General features: G+C 72.3%; 18 protein-coding genes. 10 read left to right on the top strand and 8 right to left on the bottom strand.

Translation table 11 applies throughout. From position 1 onward, the window contains the following. Positions 1-231: 231 nt before the first annotated feature. Positions 232-1248, bottom strand: coding sequence for a GAF domain-containing protein (locus ACZ4Z3_RS19715; RefSeq protein ID WP_468502183.1), 1017 nt, complete (start codon positions 1246-1248; stop codon positions 232-234). A gap of 708 nt (positions 1249-1956) precedes the next feature. Here ACZ4Z3_RS19715 and ACZ4Z3_RS19710 point away from each other — a divergent pair. The 7 genes from ACZ4Z3_RS19710 (at position 1957) to ACZ4Z3_RS19680 (ending at position 11672) form a co-directional block, all read left to right on the top strand. Further along, on the top strand, positions 1957-3930 hold the full coding sequence (locus ACZ4Z3_RS19710; RefSeq protein WP_468502182.1) for a beta-ketoacyl synthase N-terminal-like domain-containing protein: 1974 nt from the start codon (positions 1957-1959) through the stop codon (positions 3928-3930). Continuing rightward, the gene (locus tag ACZ4Z3_RS19705; protein ID WP_468502181.1) at positions 3927-5576 is read left to right on the top strand and encodes an amino acid adenylation domain-containing protein; all 1650 of its coding nucleotides are present in this window, start codon (positions 3927-3929) and stop codon (positions 5574-5576) included. The genes ACZ4Z3_RS19710 and ACZ4Z3_RS19705 overlap by 4 nt, the downstream gene beginning before the upstream one ends. A 443-nt stretch (positions 5577-6019) precedes the next feature. Beyond that, positions 6020-7204 carry an FAD-dependent oxidoreductase gene (locus tag ACZ4Z3_RS19700; RefSeq protein ID WP_468502180.1) on the top strand — a complete coding sequence of 395 codons (1185 nt, stop codon included), beginning with the start codon at positions 6020-6022 and terminating at the stop codon, positions 7202-7204. Positions 7205-7471: 267 nt separating this feature from the next. Continuing rightward, complete coding sequence (locus ACZ4Z3_RS19695; protein WP_468502179.1) at positions 7472-10198, top strand: sensor histidine kinase; 2727 nt, start codon at positions 7472-7474, stop codon at positions 10196-10198. A gap of 101 nt (positions 10199-10299) precedes the next feature. Then, positions 10300-10728, top strand: coding sequence for a roadblock/LC7 domain-containing protein (locus ACZ4Z3_RS19690; protein WP_099967947.1), 429 nt, complete (start codon positions 10300-10302; stop codon positions 10726-10728). After that, complete coding sequence (locus ACZ4Z3_RS19685) at positions 10721-11095, top strand: DUF742 domain-containing protein (RefSeq protein WP_468502178.1); 375 nt, start codon at positions 10721-10723, stop codon at positions 11093-11095. Before ACZ4Z3_RS19690 ends, ACZ4Z3_RS19685 begins: the two co-directional genes overlap by 8 nt. Next, positions 11076-11672: a GTP-binding protein gene (locus tag ACZ4Z3_RS19680; protein WP_468502177.1), complete on the top strand. Its 597-nt coding sequence runs from the start codon at positions 11076-11078 to the stop codon at positions 11670-11672. Before ACZ4Z3_RS19685 ends, ACZ4Z3_RS19680 begins: the two co-directional genes overlap by 20 nt. Positions 11673-11822: 150 nt before the next feature. Here ACZ4Z3_RS19680 and ACZ4Z3_RS19675 read toward each other — a convergent pair whose 3' ends face one another. Then, positions 11823-12287 carry an ATP-binding protein gene (locus ACZ4Z3_RS19675; RefSeq protein WP_468502176.1) on the bottom strand — a complete coding sequence of 155 codons (465 nt, stop codon included), beginning with the start codon at positions 12285-12287 and terminating at the stop codon, positions 11823-11825. A gap of 347 nt (positions 12288-12634) precedes the next feature. On the opposite strand from ACZ4Z3_RS19675, the gene ACZ4Z3_RS19670 reads away from it, so the two are divergent. The 3 genes from ACZ4Z3_RS19670 (at position 12635) to ACZ4Z3_RS19660 (ending at position 14726) form a co-directional block, all read left to right on the top strand. Then, the gene (locus tag ACZ4Z3_RS19670) at positions 12635-13510 is read left to right on the top strand and encodes a helix-turn-helix domain-containing protein (protein WP_468502175.1); all 876 of its coding nucleotides are present in this window, start codon (positions 12635-12637) and stop codon (positions 13508-13510) included. 13 nt (positions 13511-13523) lie between these two features. Continuing rightward, positions 13524-13790 carry a DUF397 domain-containing protein gene (locus ACZ4Z3_RS19665; RefSeq protein ID WP_468502351.1) on the top strand — a complete coding sequence of 89 codons (267 nt, stop codon included), beginning with the start codon at positions 13524-13526 and terminating at the stop codon, positions 13788-13790. Positions 13791-13910: 120 nt separating this feature from the next. Further along, a complete protein-coding gene (locus ACZ4Z3_RS19660; protein ID WP_468502174.1) occupies positions 13911-14726 on the top strand; it encodes an SAM-dependent methyltransferase in 816 nt (271 codons plus the stop codon). 52 nt (positions 14727-14778) lie between these two features. On the opposite strand, the gene ACZ4Z3_RS19655 is transcribed toward ACZ4Z3_RS19660, so the two are convergent. From ACZ4Z3_RS19655 to ACZ4Z3_RS19630, 6 genes are all read right to left on the bottom strand, one after another. After that, positions 14779-15891, bottom strand: coding sequence for a LacI family DNA-binding transcriptional regulator (locus tag ACZ4Z3_RS19655; RefSeq protein ID WP_468502173.1), 1113 nt, complete (start codon positions 15889-15891; stop codon positions 14779-14781). A gap of 136 nt (positions 15892-16027) precedes the next feature. Then, on the bottom strand, positions 16028-18469 hold the full coding sequence (locus ACZ4Z3_RS19650; RefSeq protein ID WP_468502172.1) for a beta-galactosidase: 2442 nt from the start codon (positions 18467-18469) through the stop codon (positions 16028-16030). Continuing rightward, positions 18469-20247, bottom strand: a complete 1779-nt coding sequence (locus ACZ4Z3_RS19645; protein WP_468502171.1) for a glycoside hydrolase family 35 protein — start codon at positions 20245-20247, stop codon at positions 18469-18471. The genes ACZ4Z3_RS19650 and ACZ4Z3_RS19645 overlap by 1 nt, the downstream gene beginning before the upstream one ends. A 68-nt stretch (positions 20248-20315) precedes the next feature. Then, entirely contained in the window at positions 20316-21473 is a 1158-nt protein-coding gene (locus ACZ4Z3_RS19640; protein ID WP_468502350.1) for an MFS transporter, read from the bottom strand. Positions 21474-22006: 533 nt separating this feature from the next. Next, the gene (locus tag ACZ4Z3_RS19635) at positions 22007-22684 is read right to left on the bottom strand and encodes a DUF3618 domain-containing protein (protein WP_468502170.1); all 678 of its coding nucleotides are present in this window, start codon (positions 22682-22684) and stop codon (positions 22007-22009) included. Continuing rightward, on the bottom strand, positions 22660-23025 hold the full coding sequence (locus ACZ4Z3_RS19630) for a phage holin family protein (protein ID WP_468502169.1): 366 nt from the start codon (positions 23023-23025) through the stop codon (positions 22660-22662). The genes ACZ4Z3_RS19635 and ACZ4Z3_RS19630 overlap by 25 nt, the downstream gene beginning before the upstream one ends. Positions 23026-23055: the final 30 nt, after the last annotated feature.

The following is a 23055-nucleotide window of genomic DNA, read 5'->3' as shown; positions in this document are numbered from 1 at the left end:
GGTCACTCACAAGCCACACGGCACGAACACGGAATGCGCGGGATGTCGGACGTCTCCCGTCAGGTGGTCGGATTCCGGGGTTGTGGAACTTGGCCGAGATTGCCCGTATGTGGCCCATACAGCTGCCGGATTTTTTCGCCGCTGACCGGACCGGGTCATGTGATGTACGTCTCACCACGCGCCCGGTCCGTCGACGGGTGTCCGGCCACCGAGCTGAGCCCGGCCGGTGGTCTACGGCCGCTGCCCCGGGAACGCGCCCGCGCCGAGCTGCTCGAAGCGCTCCTGCACATTGGCGGCGAAGGCCTGCTGCTCGGGGCCGGCGAAGGCCTGCCCGGTCACGTTCATGGCGACCGTCAGCACACCGCTGATGGGCGCGCCGGGCGAGGTGCGCACGGGGGTGCACAGGAAGTCGAACTCCTGGGGCTGCGGGTAGTCGTACGTGCCGAGGTGCGCGCGGGAGAGGGTGGCCGCGCGGCCGCTGTGGAAGGCGTCGTCCATGGCGTTGAAGACGCCGACGGCGTCCAGGTGCGGCAGGGCGAGCCGGCCCGGACTGAACTGCGGGACCATGCCGAAGGCCTGGCCCTGCTTGCCGTTGGCGTAGCGCAGCAGGTGGTTGGGCCCCTCGGTGAGCATGATGGGGAAGGGGGCGCCGTCGAACACCGCGAACAGCTCCTGCTGCTGGGCGAGCAGGCTGTCGCGCAGCTTGAAGTCGGCGAGCAGGGTCTCGGAGAGCTCCTGCATGGCCTCTCGTATCCGGCGGTCCCACTGGCGGGGCTCGAAGTCGGCGACACAGAGCGTGCCGAGGACCATGCCGGTGTTGTCGCGCAGGGGGGTGCCCAGGTACGAGCGGACGCCCAGGTCGTTGACGAGGGGGTTGCCCTTGAACCTGGGGTAGTCGAAGACGTCGTCCAGGGCGAGCTGGGACCCCTGGGCGACCACATGGGGGCAGAAGCCGTAGTCGCCGGGCGCCTCACGGGACAGTTCGCTCAGGTCGAAGGGGATGGCCGGGCTGTCCGGGCCGACCTTCTCGCCGGGGGACGAGGTCGGGACGTACATGCCGCGGAACATCTGCCGCTCGTCGTTGATGAAGTTCACCATGGCCAGGGGTGAGCGGGTGAAGCTCGCGGCGAGCCGGGCCACCCGGTCGAAGGTGGCTTCCGCTTCCACGCTGTTGAGGCCGAGCACCTGCAGCCGTAGCCTGCGCTGTTCACCCGCACGGAGTGCCTGGTCGGAGGTCAGGGGATCCATACCGCAGATGAAAGCAGAATCCAGGACTCCACGGTTCACCACGGCCGTTAATTTATGTCCCGGTTGCCTCACAGACAACGGCGGTCCCTCTAGGCTGACCTGATGGACAGTGCCACGGACGGCCCTGACGGACCCCCTGCCTCACGGGCCCCGCCCTGCCGGCCAACCCGGGAACCTGCCCAAATTTCTCCGAGTTTCAACCTTCGGCGATCACTTCCCGCCAAACCTTGAACGACAATCAAGCGGAAACGATTTTGCGTACGACAATCGTGCGATGGTCCGGTTTTCGACGGTCGTGCGTGCGCTTCCGGCTGAACGAGAGGGTGTCGAGCGGTGGGGCAAGTGCGGTTCGGGCTGCGGACCCCCGGTCTCACATGTGGGCTGGAACACCCTTCCACCCAAGGCGTTTTCGCGCCAAGATCCACTGAGCGCACAGCGCCGCAGTACAGCATCCGGGACGGTCGGCCACCGTTCCGGTTAGGGACCTGTCGACGACAGGTTCCGGGGCCTGTCGTCGACAGGCCTGAGTGAGGGCGCCTGCCCCGCTGATCCACGGGGGACCCGGTACGAGGACGTCCGGGTGGCCACTTCAGACTCGTGAACCTGAAACATGCTCACCATCCGCCGGACTCGGCGCCCCCGGGGCCACGTGGAGGTCGAGCGCGCCATCACACAGGCACATCGACGCAACTGCGAAGGAGAGGTCCGTTGAAGAAGTCGGACGTGGACGCACGGTCCGTGGCAGTGATCGGCATGGCCTGCCGACTCCCGGGGGCCGCCGGGACCGACGAACTGTGGAAGCTGCTGCGCGACGGCGTGGACGCCACCAGCGAGACCCCACCGGAACGTTACGACGTGGACGCCCTGCACGATCCCCGGCCGGGCCCCGGCAAGCTGGCCAGCAGGCGGGCCGGATATGTGGAGGCGGCGGAGTTCGACGCCGAGTTCTTCGGACTGTCCGCCACCGAGGCGGTGGAACTCGACCCGCAGCAGCGCCTGTTGCTGATGACCACCTGGGAGGCGCTGGAGGACGCGGGCCAGCGGCCGGACGCCCTGGCGGGCAGCCGTACCGGCGTCTTCGTGGGCAATACCCGCGCCGACTACCTGGAGCGCGCCCTGCGGCTCGGCCCCGACGGGGCGACCGCCGCCCAGCTGCACAACTTCCGCTCGCTGCTGCCGGCCCGGCTCTCCCACTTCTTCGATTTCCGCGGCCCCAGCATGGTCGTGGACACGGCGTGCTCGTCCTCGCTCACCGCCGTGCACAGCGCCGTGCAGAGCCTGCGCGCCAAGGAGATCCCGCTCGCCGTGGTCGCCGGTGTGAACCTCAAACTCCGCCCCGACGAGGGTCAGGTGATGACCGCGGCCGGGGGCATGTCCGCCGACGGGCGCAGCAGGTTCGGTGACGCGAGCGCCGACGGGCACGCCCCCAGCGACGCCGTGGCCGTCGTCGTACTGAAGCCCCTCGCCGACGCGGTCGCCGACGGGGACCGGATCCGCGCCGTCATCCAGGGCAGCGCCGTCGGCAACGACGGCGGCACCAGCGACTCGGTGCTCAACCCCTCCCTCACCGGCCAGCTCGACGTGCTGCGCTGGGCGTACGAGGACGCCGGGATCGATCCCGCCGACGTCGACTACGTCGAGGCGCACGGCTCCGGCTCCCCCGTGTTCGACCCGCTGGAGCTGACCGCGCTCGGCACGGTGCTGGGCGAGGGGCGCCCGGCGGAGCGGCCTCTGCTCGTCGGCTCGGTGAAGTCGAACATCGGTCACGCGGAGGCGGCGGGCGGACTGGCCGGGCTGATCAAGGCGGTGCTCTGCCTGGAGCACGGCGAGATCCCGGCCAGCCTCCATGTGGAGACCCCCAACCCCGCGGTCGCCTGGGACCAACTGCCGCTGGAGATACCCCGCGCGACGCGTCCCCTGGGCGACCACGGGCGTCCGGCTGTCATGGGCATATCCGGTCAGGGTTCCTCCGCGCTCAACGCCCATGTCGTCCTGCGCCAGGCCGAGCCCGCCAAGGAGACCTTCAAGGAGAGGCTCAAGGCGGTGCTGTCGATCACCACCTATGTGCTCCCGCTCTCCGCCAGGACGCCCGCCGCACTGGACGCGCTGGCCCGGTCGTACGCGGAGTACCTCGACACCGGAGGAGCGGGCGCCGGGTACCCGGTGCGGGACATCTGCTTCAGCGCCGCGCTGCGCCGCCGCCACCACGAGCACCGGATGGCGGTGTCCGGCGCCACGCACGCGGAGCTCGTGGCCGCGCTCACCGGGGCGCCGGGCGCACACACCGCGCACGCCACCCGCGAGGTCGCCGACCGCTACCGCGCGGGCGAGGAGGTGGACTGGGAGACGGAGTTCAAGGAGTTCAGGAAGGGCGCCCGCTTCGTCCCCCTCCCCCACTACCCGTGGCAGACCAAGCGGTACTGGCCCGATGAGAGCGCCCGCGGCGGCGGGGACCTGGAGAGCGATCTGTCGTCCTGGCTCCTGCGGGAGCACGCCCGCACCGGCTTCGACGACGGCTCCACCCTCACCGAGATCGGCATCGACTCGCTCGCCCGGCTCCGCATCGTGGTGGAGCTGACCAGGCGGTCCGGCCAGGAGGTCGACCCGGAGGAGTTCGGCCGCCTGCGCACGGTCGGCGAACTGCGCGAGTGGACCCGCGAGTTGGAGGCCGCGGCCCGATGAGCGCCCGTCCCGGGGTCGGCACGCCCGACCCGAACAGACCCGGCGGCCCGGTTGCGCCCGGGCAGAGCACCGGCCCGCGGACCCTGTACGGCTGGTTCGCCCGCTCCGCCGAGGAGTTCGCGGACGAGGTCGCGCTGGAGGTCGAGGACCGGCGGCTGACCTACGCCGAACTGCGGCGGCTCGCCGAGGGGATCGCCGCCCGGCTGCTCACGGCGGCGGAGGGTGAGCGGCCCCGGCGGATCGGACTGCTGGCGAGCCGGTCGGTCGCCGCGTACGCCGGGTATCTCGCGATACTGCGGGCGGGGGCCACCGTCGTCACCCTCAACCCGGAGCACCCGGCGGGCCGCACCGCCGGGATCGTCCGGGCGGCGGAGCTGGACCTGGTCCTCACGGACACCGAGGGCGCGGATCCCGGGGTGCCGCGGCTCGTCCTGGACGAGCCGGGGCTGGCGGAGATCGCCGCGGAGCCCCGCCCGGACGGGGAGTGGCCCCGCGTGGGCCCGGACGATCTGGCGTACATCATCTTCACCTCCGGTTCGACCGGGGCGCCGAAGGGCGTGCCGATCACCCACCGGAACATCTCCGCCAACCTCAGTCACGTTGCGTCCCGTTACGGTGTCGGACCCGGCAGCCGGATGTCACAGACGTTCGAGCTGACCTTCGACGCCTCGGTGCACGATCTGTTCGTGGCCTGGGCGGGCGGGGCGACCCTGGTGGTGCCGGCCCGCAGTCAGCTGCTGTCACCGGTGAAGACCGTCAACGCCCTGCGGCTGACGCACTGGTTCTCGGTGCCCTCGCTCATCACCTTCGCCTCCCGCCTCGGCACCCTGAAGCCGGGCAGCATGCCCACCCTGCGGTGGACGGTCTTCGGAGGAGAGCCGCTGTCCCTGGCCGCGGCCCGCGAGTGGCGGGAGGCCGCCCCGAACAGCGAGCTGGACGTGCTGTACGGGCCGACGGAGCTGACCATCTCCTGCACCGGCTACCGCTTCCCCGCGAACCTCGCCGACTGGCCCGAGACCCCGAACGGCACGGCGCCGATCGGCCGTTGCTTCCCCACCCTGGACTTCCTGCTCCTGGACGAGGACGGCGAGCCCGCCGACACCGGGGAGCTGTGCATACGCGGCCCGCAGCGCTTCCCCGGCTACCTCGACCCGGCGAACGACGCGGGCCGTTTCGTCCCCGCCGACGACGGCACCGGCGCAAGCACGGTCACGGGCACGAGCACCGGCACCGGCACCGGCACCGGCACCGGCACCGGCCAGGTCACCGAGGCCGACTGGTACCGCACCGGCGACCGGGTCACCCTGCGGGACGGGCAGCTGATCCACCTCGGGCGCACCGACCACCAGGTGAAGATCCGCGGCCATCGCATCGAACTCGGTGAGATCGAGGCGCTGCTGCGGGAGCAGGACGGAGTGCGCGAGGCCGTCGTGCTCGCGGTGCCGGCCGCCGACGGCGAACCGGAGCTGGAGGCCGCCGTCAGCGGCACCGGCTGCGCCCCCGACCGGCTGTTCGCCGGACTCGGCTCCCGGCTCCCTCCTTATATGCTGCCGCGCCGGATCACCGTCCTCGACGAACTGCCGCTCAACCCCAACGGCAAGATCGACCGCCGAGCCCTCCTCACCGAACTCACCCGCCCCCGCTGACCCTTCCCCGACCCCTCCGACATCTCCCCGCCCTCCCCGGAACCCTCACCCGAACTGGAAGCGACCGCGCCACTCCCTTGGGGAGCGATGAAAAGGACGCTCCCCTTCCCGCCCTCCCTCCCGTCTCCCGTCCCCGACCGCACGGACCGTCCACCCACCCCTGGGGCCGGCTCGTCCCCCGGCCCCGACCCCACCCGACTCTCCGATCCGTCACCCATGACCCCCGAAGTCGCCCGGTCCCCCCACCCACCGCGCACCGCCCCCTCCCCCGGGGCGTCCACACGCGGCCTGGGGGCGTCCGCACGCGTCTCTCGGGGGTTTCGCGTTCCCGGAGGGACCGGCCGCACCCGGCGTGCCGGCCCCCGCACCCCTCGTCGGCGCCCCACCCCCACCGCCGGCCCGTCCACTCCCCTTCCGACATTCACCTATGTAGTGAGGCCCACATGTTCGACGCCATCGTGGTAGGGGCGCGCTGTGCCGGAGCCCCGACCGCCATGCTGCTGGCCCGCGCCGGCCACCGCGTCCTCCTGCTCGACAAGGGGGCCTTCGGCTCGGACACCCTGTCCACCCACCTCATCCACCAGCCAGGGGTCGCCGCCCTCGCCCGCTGGGACCTCCTCGACGCCGTCCGCGCCACCGGCTGCCCACCGCTCGACCGGGTGAGCTACGAGGTGGCGGACGTACGGCTGGAGGGCTGCGCCCGCGGTGTGGAGGGACAGCGCGCCGCGTACGCGCCACGGCGCCGGGTCCTCGACCCGGTCCTCGTGGAGGCGGCGGTCGCGGCCGGAGTCGAGTACCGGGAGAAGTGCGTGATCACCGGCCTGCTGCACGACGCCTCCGGCCGGGTCGTCGGTGTGGAGGGCAGACACGACGGACGGCCCTTCAGCGAACGCGCCCACCTGGTCGTCGGCGCCGACGGCATGCGCTCCACCGTCGCCGACCTCGCGAAGGCCCCGTTCACCGTCGAGGACGAGCGGCTGACCTGCGCGTACTACGCCTACTACACGGACGTCCCGGCGTCGTTGGAGCTGTACGAGAGCACCGGGGCCTGGGTGGCGGCCGTCGCCACCAACGACGACGCGACCCTCGTCCTCGCCTACTTCCCGCAGGCCCGCTTCGACGAGATCCGCTCCGACGCCTGCTCGTCGTTCCTGGAGCAGGTCCGCACCACCGCGCCCACCCTGTACGAACGGATCGCGGGCCGGGAGCCGCTGGAGCGACTGCGCGGAACGGGCGACCAGCGGAACTTCTTCCGGCAGGCGGCCGGGCCCGGTTGGGCGCTGGTCGGGGACGCCGGCCACCACAAGGACTCGATCACCGCCCGCGGCATCACTGACGCGTTTCAACAAGCGGAATCCCTGGCGAAGCACGCCGGTCCCCGTCTCGGCGGCGACCCGGCGGCCCTCGACGCGGCGCTCGGCGCGTACGCCGAGGAACGTGACGCCGCTCTCACTCCGGGGTACGAGGCGACCCTGGGGGTTGCCCGACTGGAGCCCCACGAGCAACGCTTGTCCCTGTTGCGGGCCGTGCGACAGGACCCGGAACTGACGTCCATCTACTTCGACACGGTGGCCGGTATCGGCACGGCGAGCGCCTTGTACACCCCCAAGCTGCTCGCCCTTTTGTGATCTTCGTCAACTCGCGCCCATGAGCGATTGGTTGCGGTCAAGCGGATGCTGACGGTCAGGCATGGGGCCTGATACGGTTCCCCACGGCCGCTGACATTTGCCGACGGCGTGTCAAGTCGGCGCACAGGGGGGATGTCGGGCACCACGCGCCACCCCTGACCGCCATCGGATTTTCGCTGTCGTACGAGGAATCAGATGCCAGGCAACCGCGACCGGCGGACACGTCATCGGTCCGCCTCTCGCACATCCCTCCGGTACTCGTTCGTCGTGCCGTTCGTCGTCCCCGCGGTCCTCGCCACGGGAATCTGGGGCTACACGGCGGCCGGACTCGTCGACGAGCAGATCCAGTTGTGGGCCGAGTCGGACCGGGCCACCTCCGTCGCCGCGCCCGCGCAGACCGTGCTGTCCCGGCTCCAGGAGGAGCGCCGGCTCACGGCCGTCTGGCAGACGAGCCGGGCCGGGTCGGACCGTTCGAAGCTGGACGCGGCCCGTGAGAGGACGGACGCCTCGGTCACCTCGTACCGCAAGGCGTCCATGTCCGCGCTCGACACCCCCCGGTTGCGGAACCTGGCGGAGAAGCTCGACGACGCGCTGGACGACCTGGCGGACCGGCGTTCCGCGATCGACGACCGTGAGCTCGACAACGACGGCGCCTTCCAGTACTTCACCGGCGCCGTGCAGGCCGGGGTGAACCTCTTCGGCGCGGCCGTGAGCAGCGACGACGGGAACCGCGCGCACTCCGCCGAGGCCACCACGGCGGTCGTACGGCTCACCGAGATGCTCTCCCGCGAGGACGCGCTGATCTCCGGCGCGCTGCCCTCGCGCAAGCTGACCCCGCAGGCGCGCACCCGGTTCTCCCAGTACCTGGCGGTCCAGCAGGAGATCCGCGCGGCGCTCGACGCCCGTGATCTCCCCGTCGGCGGCGCCGCCTCCTACGGGGAGATCACGGACAGCGCGCAGTGGACCACCATCGGCGTCGTCGAGGACGCCATGACCAACGGCGAGGGCACCGCCCTGCCCCGGCAGGCACCGACCTGGCCCGGTGCGAGCGAGGGTGTCATCGGCGATCTCCAGTCGCTGGGCGCCGAGTCCGTGCGGGGCGTCGCCGACGCCGGTTCGGAACGCGCCGACGACCTGCTCCTGGCCACCCTGCTGGGGTCCGCCGCCACCCTGATCGCGCTGACCGCCGGGGCCCTGCTGGCCTCCCGCGGCCGGCGCTCCACGCTGCGCCGGATCGCCGACCTCCAGCGCAGGACCGAGGAGCTGTCGGACGTCTGGCTGCCGCAACTGCTGGCCCGCATAGAGCGCGGCGAGCGAATAGAGCCGGAGTCCCTCGCCGCCGGCCGGCAGCCCTCGGCGGACGAGATGGAGCGGCTCGCCGGCGCCATCGAGCACCTGGGGCGGGTCGCCGCGGAGAGCGCGGTACGCCAGAGCCTCGGCCGGGAGGGCTCCGAGAAGGTCTTCGCCCAGCTGATCCGCCGGACGCAGATCCTGATCCACCGCCTCATCTCGCTCCTGGACGACCTGGAGCGCAAGCACGAGGACTCCGACCTGCTGAAGGACATCTTCAAGGTCGACCACCTCGCCACCCGTGTCCGCCGGCACGCGGAGAACCTGGTGATCCTCTCCGGTTCGCCGCCCACCCGCCGGATGACCGCGCCCGTCTCCATCACCGACGTGATGCGCAGCGCGGTCGCGGAGACCGAGGCGTACACCCGCGTCAAGATCAAGAACCAGCCGGCCGACCGCCGACTCGCCCTGACCGGGCGGGCCGTGTCGGACGTGACACATCTGCTCGCCGAACTCATCGAGAACGGCACCAGCTTCTCGCCGCCGGACACCCAGGTGTTCGTCAGCGCCACCAAGGTCGCCAAGGGCCTGGCCATCCATGTCGAGGACCACGGCCTGGGTGTGCCGGAGGAGTTGCGGCACAAGGCGAACCACCTCCTCGCCCACCCGCCGAAGCTCGACATGACCGCCCTGGGCGAGGACCCGCGCCTCGGGCACTTCGTGGTGGCGCGGCTCGCCGAGCGCAACAACATCAAGGTGGAGCTGCGCGAGTCGGTGTACGGCGGCACGCTCGTCGTCGTACTGCTTCCGGCGGACCTCCTGGAGGAGGTGGACTCGCCGGTCCTCGACCAGCTCACGTCGGCGGTCGCCGCGTCGAACATGGCGGCGGTGTCCTCCGGTACGGGCGAGCGGAGCGGGCTCGGCGGGGGCGGGCGCGCCGTCTCCGACGTGTCCGAGCCGCAAGGTGCCGGGGTGCTCGCCGGGGTGGGCGCCGGTGCCGTCTCCGTCGGCGCCGACCCGCCGGCGGCTCCCGGGAACCTGCTGACGGACACCCGGATGCCGGACCACAGCGGGTTCCCCGATTACGGAGGTGCCGGTCTGTTGCCACCCGAATCGGCGCCCCTGCCCCCGTCCGCGGGCACCACCGACTGGGCTCCCCCGCAGGAGCCCGCCACGCACCACACCGCGCCCGCCGGGCAGACCACCGCGCCGCACACCACCCTGACCAGTGGTGGCGGCACGGCCGGCGGGGCGCACCAGGGTCCGGGCACCGGGTACGGCGGCGGATCCGAGTACGGTTCCGGCGCCCGGACGAGCGCCGGAACGGAGTACCGGAGCGGAAGCGGACCCCAGTACGGAAGCGGAGGGGGTGCCGGGCTCGGGCCCGCCACCTCCGGGTCGGGTGCCATGACCGGGCACTCCTCCGCCGCCGCATCCGGCCGGGGCACCTCCTCCGGTCCCCTGACCACACCCCAGGTCCTGCCCCAGCGGACCCGGGGTGCGAGCCTCGCACAGCAGCTCCGCAAGGAAGCCGCGGACGGTCTGCGGGAAGGCGATACCGAGGCGGGGCTCTCCCCCGACGCCTCGGCACGCGCCATGATCGCGATCCAGCAGGGGCTGAAGCGGGCCCGGCTCTCCGAGCCGGGCGGGCCGGACGGCGACGACGACCGGCAGGCACCACCGCGCGGCCCCGGCGCCACTTGACGGGTGCTCCCCCCGGCGCCCCACCCCCCGGCGCAACCCCCCATGGCGCCACCTGACCGGCGCTTCCCCTGGCGCCGACTAACTGTGAGGAACATTCAGCAATGACTGAGCAGGTACAACCCGGTCCCCAGCTGGACTGGCTCCTGGACGGACTCGTCGAGCGGATTCCGGAGATCCGCTGCGCCGTGGTGCTGTCCGGGGACGGCCTTCTCATCGGAAAGTCGAGGGACATCCGGCGTGACGACGCCGAGCACCTGTCCGCCGTCGGTTCCGGCATGCACAGCCTCGCCCGGGGCGTGGCACGCCACTTCCACGGCGGCGAGGTGCAGCAGACCGTCATCCAGATGGAGCGGGCGTTCCTCTTCGTGACGGCCGCGGGCCGGGGCGCGCGGCTGGCCGCGATCGCCTCGGAGGAGGTGGACGTCGGCATGATGGCGTTCGAGATGGGAACTCTGGTCAAGCAGGTCGGCAAGTACTTGAGTGCCGCACCACGCGTGGAGACCCCGTCCGGTTACGTCCAGGATGCGTGAGCCGCGATGGCTCGACGATGAGGAGGCCGGACGTCATGTCCGGCCGTACGCCATCACCGGTGGCCGTACCCGCCACAGCAGACATCACTTCACTCTCATCACGCTGGTGGTCTCCCGGTTCACCCATGAGTCGGAGCAGGACCAGTTAGAGCCGGAGGCCATGGCGATCCTCGCGCTGTGCCGCGAACGTGCCGTCGCGGTGGCCGAGATCGCGGGGACCCTGGATCTGCCGGTGAGTGTGGTGAAGGTGCTCTGTGGCGACCTCCTCAACGCCGAGCTGATCATTGTCCAGGCCCCGCCCGCGCTGACCGAGCAGCCGAGTGTGGATCTCATCGAAAGGGTGATGGATGGTATCCGTCAGCTCTGAGCCGCTCCTCCCCACCGCCTTGAAGATCCTCATCGCTGGCGGCTTCGGCGTCGGCAAGACCACGATGGTGGGCTCGGTGAGTGAGGTCGCCCCGCTGGAGACCGAGGAGCGCATCACCGCGGCGAGCGTGGGCGTGGACGACCTCGCGGGCATCGAGAAGAAGACCTCGACCACGGTCGCCATGGACTTCGGTCGTATCACCATCTCGCCGGAGCTGGTGCTCTACCTCTTCGGTACGCCGGGCCAGGACCGCTTCTGGTTCATGTGGGACGACCTGTCGACGGGCGCGCTGGGGGCCGTGGTCCTCGCCGACACCCGCCGTCTGGACGCGTCGTTCGCCTCGATCGACTTCTTCGAGTCCCGCGACATCCCGTTCGCCGTGGGCGTCAACTGCTTCGACGGCCGCAGGGAGGCGACCGCCGAGCAGGTCCGCCAGGCCCTCGACCTCGACCCGTCGACGCCGGTCGTGCTGTGCGACGTGCGCGAGCGCCAGTCCAGCAAGACGGTCCTGCTGGCGGTGCTGGAAGCGGCCCGCGCCCAGGCGGAGGCCCGGCTGGCGGCGAGCGGCCAGCTCTGACAGCCGGGCCCGCGGCGCGGCGCCCCCGGCACGGTCACCGGTCAGGTGGCAGGTGCCCTCGGCGCCCGCCGTGGTTCGGTGCTCACCGGGCTTCCCTCTCGCCGTGCGGAGAGGGAAGCGTGGACCCGGTCGCGCGCTCCCGGTGGAAGATCACGCCGTCGGAGGGGCGGGCTCGGCGGTTTCCCGGCCCTCCGACGGCAGTTCTGCCCAGACGACGCGACCGGACCGTTGTGGGGTCTCGTCGACCCCCCAGTCGCTGCTGAGCATGCCGACCAGCATGAGCCCGCGTCCGTTCTGGTCGTCGGGTCCGGGTCGGCGTCGGGCGGGCTGGGCGTGACCGCAGTTCTGGTCCTCGACCTCGATGCGGAGCCGCTGCCCGGTGAGGTGCAGCCGACACACGATCCACTCGCTCGTGGTGTGGGTCAGCGCGTTGGTGACGAGTTCGGAGGTGATGAGGAGGGCGTCCTCGCGCAGGTCCGGAGCCACTCCCCACTCTTCGAGCAGTTCGCGGACCGTTCTGCGTGCCTCACCCGCCGAGGCGGGCACGGCGGGCAGTCCGAAGACGCCCGCTCTGTGGGGCTCGTAGGCGGCAGCCCGCTGGGTGGGTGGACGCATGGCCGGGGGTAACCGGTCCGACGACTGGGGGAGGAGGGGCGGAGCCATCGCCGTATGCCTTTCGTCGGCCCTTCGCACCGTCAGTGGTGCCGGTGCCACGGCCGGCCTCGCCCTACACCACGAGGGTCGTGCAACTCGCGGCGCACAGCGCTGAGTTGCGGCCACATCTCCCCCAACCTGGCCGCTCAGCCCCAGCGTTCACCGAAGCCGTGACGGTGGTTCCACTCTGGCATCCATGAACAACACCTCGCAACCAGCAAGTTGAAATTTGCAATTCGTCGATCGCAGGATGTCAGCGTTCTCGCCAAGATCGTGCCAGACTGCGTCATCGAGGCGAGGAGGTGGGCGTGACCGCGGAGACCGACTGGGGCGGGGCCCCCTCCGTACTGCGCATGATCCTCGGTCGCCAACTGGAGGAACTGCGTACCCGCGCCGGCCTCTCGTTCGAGCAGGCCGGTGCGGCGATCGGGGTGAGTCACTCCACGATCCGCCGGATGGAGGCCGCCAAGGTCGCCCGGCTGCGCCTGCCGGATGTCGAGAAACTGCTCCAGGTCTACGGGGTGGGCGACCAGCAGGAGATCGAGACCTTCCTCAAATCGGTCCGCGAGGCCAACAAGCGCGGCTGGTGGCACACCTACCGGGACGTCCTGCCCGACTGGTTCGCCGCGTATCTGAGCCTGGAGCAGGCGGCGCTCCAGATCCGCGCGTACGAGGCGCAGTTCGTGCACGGGCTGTTGCAGACCGAGGCGTACGCGCGAGCCCTGCTGGGGGCCGGCAATCCGCACGCGGCGACCGAGGCGACCGAGCGCCGGGTGGCGCTGCGGATGCGCCGCCAGGAACTGCTCACACGGGAGCAGCCGCCTCGGCTGTGGGTGGTGATGGACGAGACGGTGCTCCGGTGGCCGGTGGGCGGGCCGGACGTGATGCGCGCCCAGATCGACCATCTGATCGAGATGAATCGGCTGCCGCATGTGACGGTGCAGCTGATGCCGTTCCGGAACGGCCCGCATCCCGCGATGCGGGCCGGTGCGTTCCATCTCTTCCGGTTCAGGGCACCCGAATTGCCGGACATCGTCTATCTCAACGGTCTGGTGGGCGCGGTGTACCTCGACAAGGGGGGCGACGTGGTCGTCTACCGCGAGGCCATGGACCGGCTGGGCGCGCAGTCCGCGCCGCCCCGCAAGACCGAGGCCCTCCTCGGCGCCCTACGCAAGGAGCTCTGACGTGCACCACGACATGACCCAGGAAGTGCGCCACTCGATACGTGACAACCGCGACGTACACAACGGCATGCCGGCCCGCGACCTCGGCGCCCACGACTGGCGCCGTCCCTGGAGCGACGACGCGGGCGGTGCCTGCGTGGAGGTGAAGAAGCTGGCGGACGGACGGGTCGCCGTACGCCAGTCGACCGATCCGGACGGCCCGGCGCTGGTCTTCACCCCACGGGAGATGACCACGTTCCTGGCCGGAGTGAAGGCGGGCGAGGCCGACTTCCTGCTGTGAACCCCTTTGCTGCCAAGCTGTGTTGACGCACCACTTGCTGAACCGGGGTTCGGCGCACGCCGGACCCCGGGCTTGCCCGACCACGCACCTGGACCGAACGACCTGATGGGAGGGGCGGCGTTGCCCGACAACGGATGGCCGGCCGACCGGATCGACACCGAGCACGCGCATTCCGCGCGCATCTACGACTACATCCTCGGCGGCAAGGACTACTACCCGGCCGACAAGGAGGCCGGTGACGCCATGGCGCACGAGTGGCCGGCCCTGCCGGTCCACATGCGCGCCAACCGCGACTGGATGAACCGCGCGGTGCGCTGGCTCGCCGAGGAGGCCGGCATGCGCCAGTTCCTCGACATCGGGACCGGCATCCCCACCTCCCCCAACCTCCACGAGATCGCCCAGTCGGTGGCCCCCGAGTCGCGGGTGGTCTACGTGGACAACGACCCCATCGTCCTGACCCTGTCCCAGGGGCTGCTGTCGAGCACCCCCGAGGGCAGGACCGCGTACATCGAGGCCGACTTCCAGGACCCGGAGACCGTTCTCGGCTCCCCCGAGTTCCTGGAGACCCTCGACCTCTCCCAGCCGGTCGCGCTCACGGTGATCGCGATCGTCCACTTCGTCCTGGACGAGGACGACGCGGTGGGCATCGTGCGCCGGCTCCTCGAACCCCTGCCGTCCGGCAGCTACCTCGCGATGACCATCGGCACCGCCGAGTTCGCGCCGCAGGAGGTGGGCCGGGTCGCCCGCGAGTACGCGGCCCGCGACATGCCGATGCGGCTGCGCACCATCGACGAGGCCCATGAGTTCTTCGAGGGCCTGGAGCTCGTCGAGCCGGGCATCGTCCAGGTCCACAAGTGGCACCCGGACGGCACCGGCGAGCAGGACATCCGCGACGAGGACATCGCGATGTACGGGGCGATAGCCCGCAAGCCGTAACCGGGGTCGACGCTCCCGGCTCTCCCCGGCGCCGCCCTGCACTCCCCCCGGGTCAGCGCGGTGCCGGGCCGGTGCTGCGGCGGACGATGAGTTCGACCGGGACGACCTGTTCGGTCTGCGCCGGGGGCTCCTCCGTGTCGGCGGCGTCGTCCAGCTGGGTCAGGAGCAGCCGCAGGGACCGGGTGCCGATCTCGGAGAAGTCGGTGCGGATGGTCGTCAGCGGGGGCAGCAGGTGCGCGGCCTCCGGGATGTCGTCGTAGCCGACGACGCTCACGTCGTCCGGGACGCGGCGGCCCGCCTCGTGCAGGGCCCGCAGCAGTCCGAGGGCCATCTGGTCGTTGGAGACGAAGACGGCGGTGACGTCCGGGCGGTCCGCGAGCCGCCGCCCCAGCGCGTAGCCGGAGTCGGCGCTCCAGTCCCCGACGAGCGGTTCGTGGACGGGGGCGCCGGCCCCGGTGAGGGTGTCGCGCCAGCTCGCGGCGCGCCGGTCGGCGGAGGTCCAGCCGGTGGGGCCCGCGATGTGCCAGACCGTGGAGTGGCCGAGGCCCAGCAGATGCTCGGTGGCGAGTCGTGCGCCGGCCCGGAAGTCCGAGGAGACCACGGGGGTGCCGTCGCCGAGGCCGTTGTCGAGCATCACCAGCGGGGTGTCTGGGCGGGCGGAGGCGAGCGCGGTCGCCACCGGGCGCTGGGGGGCGATCGCGATGATCCCGTCCGCGCCCTCGGCGGACAGCCGGTCCACCGCCTGGACGACGGTGTCGCGGTCCGCCGTGTCCAGCGCGATGGAGCTGACCAGGTAGCCGGCGTCCTGGGCGGCCGTGTTGATCGCGGTGAGGGTGGAGGCGGGTCCGTAGCGGGCCGCGTCGAACGAGATCACACCGAGCATGCGGGTACGGCCGCTGGCCAGGGAGCGCGCGCTGCGGCTCGGGCGGTACCCGAGGGTGCGCATCGCGGCGCGCACGGCCTCGCGGGTCTCGGGGCGTACGGCCGGGTTGTCGTTGAGGACACGGGAGACCGTCTGCTTGGAGACGCCGGCGAGCCGGGCCACGTCGTCCATCACCGGCCGGGAGCCGGCGAAGTTCCGTCTGCTGCGGCTGCCGGTGGGTCTGGGGCCGCCGGCCGCACCGGCGTCCCCGGCGGCGGTGCCGTCCGTGGTGCTTCGGGGCATGCGGCGCTTCCTTCTTCGACGGGAGGGCGGGACGGCGTCCCGCCGGGGTTCACAGAATAGGTGCGGCGCCCGGGGCGCCGGGGATCCGAGCCCACGGGGAGGCAGTGGCGCGGGCCCCGGCCTCCCCGTCTCGTGGTCAGCCGGCCCGGAACGGCAGGGTGTGGACGGTGAGCCACTCCACCCGGTCGATCCGCGCCGGCAGCGGGGAGTCGCCGGTCCCCGGGATGTGCACCGGCGCCCCGGCGGGCAGCGGCAGGATCTTCAGCCGCAGACCCTCCGTTCCCGGATCGCCTTCCGTCCGCAGCCGGTCCACGGCGAGGTCCCAGACGCGCCCGGAGTAGAACTGGTCGGCGACGAGCCGGTCCCCGACGTAGGCGCGGCCGGTGTCGCCGGTCCAGTGGACCCGGAGCAGGGTGCCGGGCGGGAGCTCGTCCGGCACGGGCACGTGGTACTCGGCGGCGACGGTGTCGTAGTGCCCGTCCGCCGGGGCACTGGCCCGCCCGAGCACTCCGGTGGCGGTGGGCGGTGCCTCGCCGGGCGCCCGGACGAGGGCGACGGGCAGGGTCCGGCCCGCTCTGTCGGCACCGCCCGGCCCCTCGGCCGCCGCGACCAGCGTGTAGCGGGCGAACACCCCGTCCGCCGTCTCCTTCACCGTGCCCGTGGCGGCCACGGGTGCCGCGCGCGGCGCGGGCAGCACCGCGAACGACGGCTCAGGGGATTGGCTGTGCACCCGTACCTCGTCGCGGTGGGTGTCGAAGACGACGCCGCCGTCGCAGAGGACCAGCCGGTCGGCGCCCCAGGCGGGGCCCCGGTAGGCGGTCCGGGCCGTGGCCGCGTCCAGGACGAGGAGGTCGACGCGGCGGCCGTCGGTGGTGTCCACCTCGACGAGGGCGTCCGTGCCGGGCCGCAGCCCGGTGACGAGAAGGCGGTCCCCGGCGGTCGTCAGATCACCGGAGGGCGCGCGCACCGCCTTCACCGACCGTGCGTCCAGGGCGAGTTCGGGGGTGATGCCGTCGATCCCGGCCAGCACCAGCACCGGGCGTCCCGCGTCTGCGTCACCGGCGTCCTCTGCTCCGCCGCCGGCGCCGTCGAGCACGCACACCACCTGCGCCGTGGCCCACTCCAGGCGCAGTCCGCCCAGGTCGAGCCGGAGCGGCCAGCAGAAGTAGGCGCCCCGGCGGACCGTGACCGGTGTGGCCGGCAGGGTGAGGGGCGGCGCGTCGGGGAAGTCGACCGTGAAGGAGACGTCCGTGTGGTCCGGCAGCGGCTCGTGCGGCTGGTGGTTGTTGACGAAGAGGAAGCCGGAGCGTCCGTCGCCGCGCACCGCCCAGCGCAGGGTCTCCCGGTCGTCCTGGCCCGTCGGCAGCCGCTCGGGCAGCACCGACCTCATGGGGGCGATGCGCTGCCCGAAGTCGGCCAGCATCAGGTGCTGGAGGCGGAGTTCGTCGTAGGAGGGGCGGTACTGGCCGTACTCGCCGAGCGGGGCCTGGAAGTCGTAGGTGAGCAGGGGCAGGTCGTTGGGGTAGCCGGTGGCGTGGGACTCCTGGAGGAAGGTGGTGCGGCCCCGGGGGTTCGTGCCGCCGTGGAACATGTAGTAGCCCTGCCACACCGAACCGCACCCGATCTTGGTGAGGCCGAGGGCACCGATGTCGGCGGCGTCGACGCGCGGCCTGCGGTGGTAGGCCACGGCCATGCCGCCGCCCAGCTCGCAGGTCGCCCAGGGGAAGCGCTCCGCGAGCGCCTCCGGGGCGCCGCCGCGGACCGTAGTGGGGCGCAGGTCGGCGCCGATGCCCTCGTCGTCGCGCTGGTGGGTGAAGAAGAAGTGCTTGCGGCAGGTGTCGGGCCAGCCGCCGTCGGCCTCGGTCCAGAAGGCCTCGGGGTAGCCGCCGTACAGGGGCAGCAGTTCGTCCTGGGGCAGTTGGACGCCGCCCCAGGCGGTCGACGTCCACAGCGGGGCGGCGAGTCCGGCCTCCTGGGCCATCCGCTTCAGGGTCAGCAGATGGCCCGGCTGGTCGTACAGCTCGTTCTCGATCTGGACGGCGACGACGGGCCCGCCGCTGCCCCGGTCCAGACCGCGCAGTTGCTCGGCGAGGGCCGCGTACCAGCGGCGTACGGGCGCCAGGTACGCGGGATCGTCGGTGCGGGGTGCGTCGGTGCGGGCGAGGACCCAGTCGGGCAGGCCCCCGCCCCGTACCTCCGCGTGCACCCAGGGGCCGATGCGGGGGATGAGATCCAGTCCGTGGCGGGCGCAGAGTTCGGCGAAGCGCCGCAGGTCGCGGTCGCCGTCGAAGCGGAGGTCGCCCTCGGTCTCCTCGTGGTGGATCCAGATGACGTACGCGGCGACGACCGTCACCCCGCCCGCCTTCATCTTCAGCAGTTCCTCCTCCCACTCGCCGGCGGGGCAGCGGGTGAAGTGGAACTCGCCGGAGACCGGGAACCAGGGGCGGCCGCCGCGGGTGAGCCAGCGGCTGGTGACCTCGATGGGGTCGCTCGCGCCGGGGACGTCCGCGAAGGGCAGATGCCCGGTGAGCGGGGGCGGGGGCTCGGCCGGGAGGCGTAGCCGGTGGGGGGCCGTCATCAGGGCTTCACCGGCCCCAGGTCGGGGGTGTCGGTGAAGTGCGCGCGGGCGGCGGTGGTGGCGTTCAGCTCCAGCAGGACCAGCTCGTTGGCGCCGGGGCGCAGGACGGGGGCGGGGACGTAGAGGGTGCGCTGCGGGCCCCGGTTCCAGTAGCGGCCGAGGTGGAAGCCGTTGATCCAGGCCTGGCCCTTGGTCCAGCCGGGCAGGGAGAGGAAGGTGTCGGCGGGGGTGTCGACGTCGAAGGTGCCGTGGTGGAAGGCGGGCACGATGACGTGTGCCGTCTCGCCGGCCGGGGCGAAGGGCACCGTGGACAGGTCGGTCAGGGGCAGGCGGTGGATGTCCCAGCCGTGCAGGGCCGTGCCGTTGAAGGTGACGGGGCCGAGCAGGCCCTTGGGGGCGCCGATGCGGGGCCCGTAGTTCACGCCGCCCATGTTCTCGACCAGCACCTCCAGCGTGGCGCCGGCGCGGGGGACGCGCAGCGGGAGGGTCTCGTCGTGGCGTTCGCGTTCCAGTACGCCGACGGGGGCGCCGTCCACGAAGACCTGGGCGCGGTCGCCGACCCCGCCGGCGAAGTGCAGCAGGCCGTCGCCCGGCTCGGGGAAGGCGCTGCGGTAGAGGACGTAGCCGGAGCGCTGGCCCAGCTCCTCCATGGTGAGCGGGTCCTCGGTGCGGCCGGCGGACGCGCTGTGGGCGGTGGCCCACGGCAGGAGGGGCGCTCTGCGGTCCAGCTCGACGGTGATGCCGGAGAGCTTCGGGGACGGGGCCGGGGCGGGCTCGTCCGGGACCGGGGCGTGGCGGGCGATCACCTCGCGGAAGGCGTGGTACTTGGGGCCGGGGTCGCCGGACTCGGTGAGGGCGGCGTCGTAGTCGTAGGAGGTGACGATCGGCGCGTAGCACTGGTCGTGGTTGGCGCCGTTGGTGAAGCCGAAGTTGGTGCCGCCGTGGAACATGTAGATGTTGACGGAGGCGCCCGCGGCGAGCAGCCGGTCGAGGTCGGCGGCGGCGTCGGCGCCGTCCCGGACGTGGTGCTCCTCGCCCCAGTGGTCGAACCAGCCGATCCAGAACTCCGAGCACATCAGGGGGCCTTCGGGCTGGTGCTCGCGGAGCTTGCGCAGCGACTCCTCGATCCGGCCGCCGAAGGTGCCGGTGGACAGCACGCCGGGCAGGCTCCCGGCGGCCAGGTGGTGGGCGGAGCCCGCCTGGTCGCAGGTGAACAGCAGCTCCTCGACGCCGCGGGAGCGCAGCGCGTTGTGCACGTGCTTGAGGTACGCGGTGTCGTCGCCGTACGCCCCGTACTCGTTCTCGACCTGGACGGCGATGACGGATCCGCCGTTCGCGGCCATGTGGGGCAGCAGCGGGGGCAGCAGGATGTCGAGGTAGCGGTCGAGGGCGTCCGTGAAGCGGGGGTCGCTGGTGCGCAGCCGGATGTCGGGGTCCGTGGTGAGCCAGGAGGGCAGGCCGCCGCCGTCCCACTCGGCGCAGATGTACGGGCCGGGGCGCAGCAGCACGTGCAGGCCCTCTGCGCGGGCGAGGCTGAGGTAGCGGGGCAGGTCGAGGAGGCCGTCGAGGACGAGGGGGCTGTCGGGGTCGGGCTGGTGGAGGTTCCAGGGGACGTACGTCTCCACCGTGTTGAGGCCCATCAGCCGGGCCTTGCGCAGCCGGTCCGCCCACAGGTCGGGGTGGATGCGGAAGTAGTGCATCGCGCCGGAGATGATCCGGAACGGTTCGCCGTGGAGGAGGAAACCGTCGGAGGACGTGGTGAGGGCGGGCGTGCGCAAGGCTGAATTCCCTTCGGCTCGGGAGGTGCGGGTGACGCGGGTGCGGGTGACTCGGGGGCGGGTGCGGTTCAGCGGGACGGGGCGTCGGTGCGGGTGGCGCGGATCAGCCACAGGGTGGCCAGCAGGCACAGGGCCGACACGACGCACAGCAGCAGCGGCACCGCGCGGACGCCGGACCATTCGATGGCCTTGCCGAGCGCGGGCCCGGCGGCCACTCCCCCGACCATGGACGCGGCGATGACCAGCGCGCCGGCGCTGCGGGCCCGCGGGGCGGCGGCGTTCAGCCAGGGCAGGCCGGTGGGGAAGATCGGCGCCATGAAGAGGCCGACGCCGGCGTACGCGAACGGGGCGAGCCAGGGGATGACGGCGAGGAGCAGACAGACGGTCATGCCCGCGCAGGAGACGGTGATGATCGCCTGGGGGGAGTACCGCAGGGCGATGGGCACCACCAGGAAACGGCCGACGGTCAGCATCAGCCAGTACACGGAGGTGGCGGTGGCGGCGGCGCCCGCGCTGTAGCCGACGGTCTCCAGGTGGGTGGGCTCCCAGCCGCCGACGCCGGCCTCGATGCCCACGTGCAGGACGTAGAGGGCGACGAAGACGCCGAGCACCGAGGCCAGGCTGCGGCGCAGGGCGGACCCGCCGGCCCCCGCGGTGTCCTCGTCCGGGGCGGCGGTCAGGGGTGCGCGGTCGCGGACGCCGCGCAGGCACAGCAGCAGGGGCAGGTTGGCGGCGGCGAAGGCGAGGAAGACCGCCGGGTAGTGCTCGGCGCCGACCGCGCCGATCAGGGCGGGGCCGAGGATCGCGCCGATGCCGAAGTGGGCGTTGAGGATGTTCAGCATGGCCGTCGAGCGCTTGCCGAAGCCGACGGCGAACAGCTGGTTGAGTCCGTAGTCGATACCGCCGAAGCCGAGCCCGGCGAGCAGGGCGGCGGCGAGGCCGACGGGCCAGTTCGGGGCGAGCGCGAAGCCCGCCGCGCCGAGCGCCATCAGCAGGTACGAGGCACCGAGGATCGTGCGGTTGCCCATCCGGCCGTAGAGCCGGTCGAAGAGCAGGACACCGGCGACACCGCCGATGAAGTGGGCGCTCAGCCCGAGCCCGGCGGCCGACGGGGACAGCCCGAACTCGTCGCGGAAGGCCGGGATGGCGGGCCCGTACAGCGCCTGGAGGGCGCCGATGAGCACGAACCCGACGCAGGAGGCGACCACGGCGGCCGGACTGAACACCCGCTCCTCCTCGGCCACTTGGGGGTGGTTCACAGCGGATGCGGTCGGAACGTCGGACACGCGGGCACTCCACCTCGTCGCGGCTGGGGACCTTCGCAGTGTTACCGGTAACATCAGGACCGTCAAGACGCCGTCCGTGGATCGTCGGCGTGGGGGCGGGCGTGGCTGGACGCCTTGCGGGGTACGGCTGGGCGCGACGCAGACGGGCACCGGCGCGGACGGCGTGCGGTGGTGGGTGGCCGTCGAGGGGATGTGCCCTGCCGGGCTGCGGCCGGGGGCCCGCCCACGCCGACGGCCGGTGCGCTGCCGCCGGGCGTGCCCAGGCCCCTCGGCCGGAGGCTCGAGGGGCTACGGCGGATCTCGGAGTCGGGGCGGTCTCGCCCGGCGGCCTCAGTCCGAGCTGTGCCGGTCAGGGCGGTCTCGGTCCGGGCTGTACCGGTCCGGGCGGTCTCGGTCCGGGCTGTACCGGTCCGGGCGGTCTCGGTCCGGGCTGTACCGGTCCGGGCGGTCTCGGTTCCGGGCCGGGGCCATGCTCAGCCGGGGCCGGGGTTCTGCCGGGCCTCGTCGGTGACCTGCCGGCCCGAGTCGCGGGCTTGGTCGGCCACCTGCGTGGCCTGGTCGCGGGCCTCGCCCTGCGTGGTACGGGCGGCCTCCGCGGCCGTGTCCTTGACCTCCTGCGCCGCACTCTGGACGGACTCCTTGGCACCCTCCTTCAGGTTCTGCGCGGAGTCGAGGGCGGCCTGCTTCACCGGCTCCAGCACCTCGCTGCCCTGCTGCATCAGCTCGCCGGCCTTCTCCCGTTCCATCTCAGTGGCGGGCGCCATCGACGCCGCCAGCATGCCGACGCCGAAGGCGATCAGCCCGGCGGCCAGGGGGTTGCCCTGCGTCTGGCGCATGGCCTGGTCCGGCGCCTGTCGTACGGCTTCACCGGCCTGGTCGGCCGCCTGGCGAGCGGTGTCGACCGCCTGCCGGCCACCCTCCTGCAGCGTTCCGGCCATCGACTGCGCGCCGCCGCCGACCTCCTGGACGGCCTGGGAGGCGGATCCCATGACCCGTTCCCGCATGCCCGAGACGGCGCCACGCATCCTGCGCGTACGGCGACGGGCCATCTTCCGGGGACTGGCGCGGTCCGCGAGCCGGTTCACGTCGGCGGACAACCGGTCTCTCGTGGCCGTGATCTCGGCCCTCATCTGGTCGGGTGACGTGCCCATTGCGCATCCTCCTTCAGTGTCTCGACCGTGTGCTCGGGCTTCGGCGACACGGTGCGCATGCGGGAGCGGCCACGCTGGTACAGCACCGCCCCGGCCACGGCCCACACCGCGGTGACGATCAGTGCGGCCCAGCCGCCGTCCATCACGTTGGACAGGCCCAGCAGCGCGGCCACGGACAGGAACAGCAGGACCATGTAGCCGGCGAACCCGGCGCCGCCGTACATGCCGGCGGCCTTGCCCGCCTTGGTCGCCTCCTGCTTGACCTCGGTCCTGGCCAGTTCGACCTCCTGCCGGAACAAGGTCTGGACGTCGGAGGTCACGGTGGACAACAGTTCGCCCACGGTGGCGTCCTCATGTGCCTCCACGGTTCG

Source organism: Streptomyces sp. NPDC030296 (assembly GCF_055572815.1).
The sequence above is the reverse complement of the archived record's forward strand: the minus strand, read 5'-3'. Positions and strand labels throughout refer to the sequence as shown.

Excerpts from the sequence above, each read along its gene's own strand:
- ACZ4Z3_RS19715 (WP_468502183.1), bottom strand. The coding sequence starts at position 1,248 with ATGGATCCCCTGACCTCCGACCAGGCACTCCGTGCGGGTGAACAGCGC.
- ACZ4Z3_RS19655 (WP_468502173.1), bottom strand. The coding sequence starts at position 15,891 with ATGCCCCGAAGCACCACGGACGGCACCGCCGCCGGGGACGCCGGTGCG.
- ACZ4Z3_RS19705 (WP_468502181.1), top strand. The coding sequence starts at position 3,927 with ATGAGCGCCCGTCCCGGGGTCGGCACGCCCGACCCGAACAGACCCGGC.
- ACZ4Z3_RS19675 (WP_468502176.1), bottom strand. The coding sequence starts at position 12,287 with ATGCGTCCACCCACCCAGCGGGCTGCCGCCTACGAGCCCCACAGAGCG.
- ACZ4Z3_RS19650 (WP_468502172.1), bottom strand. The coding sequence starts at position 18,469 with ATGACGGCCCCCCACCGGCTACGCCTCCCGGCCGAGCCCCCGCCCCCG.
- ACZ4Z3_RS19700 (WP_468502180.1), top strand. The coding sequence starts at position 6,020 with ATGTTCGACGCCATCGTGGTAGGGGCGCGCTGTGCCGGAGCCCCGACC.
- ACZ4Z3_RS19680 (WP_468502177.1), top strand. The coding sequence starts at position 11,076 with ATGGTATCCGTCAGCTCTGAGCCGCTCCTCCCCACCGCCTTGAAGATC.
- ACZ4Z3_RS19685 (WP_468502178.1), top strand. The coding sequence starts at position 10,721 with ATGCGTGAGCCGCGATGGCTCGACGATGAGGAGGCCGGACGTCATGTC.
- ACZ4Z3_RS19635 (WP_468502170.1), bottom strand. The coding sequence starts at position 22,684 with ATGGGCACGTCACCCGACCAGATGAGGGCCGAGATCACGGCCACGAGA.
- ACZ4Z3_RS19665 (WP_468502351.1), top strand. The coding sequence starts at position 13,524 with ATGACCCAGGAAGTGCGCCACTCGATACGTGACAACCGCGACGTACAC.
- ACZ4Z3_RS19690 (WP_099967947.1), top strand. The coding sequence starts at position 10,300 with ATGACTGAGCAGGTACAACCCGGTCCCCAGCTGGACTGGCTCCTGGAC.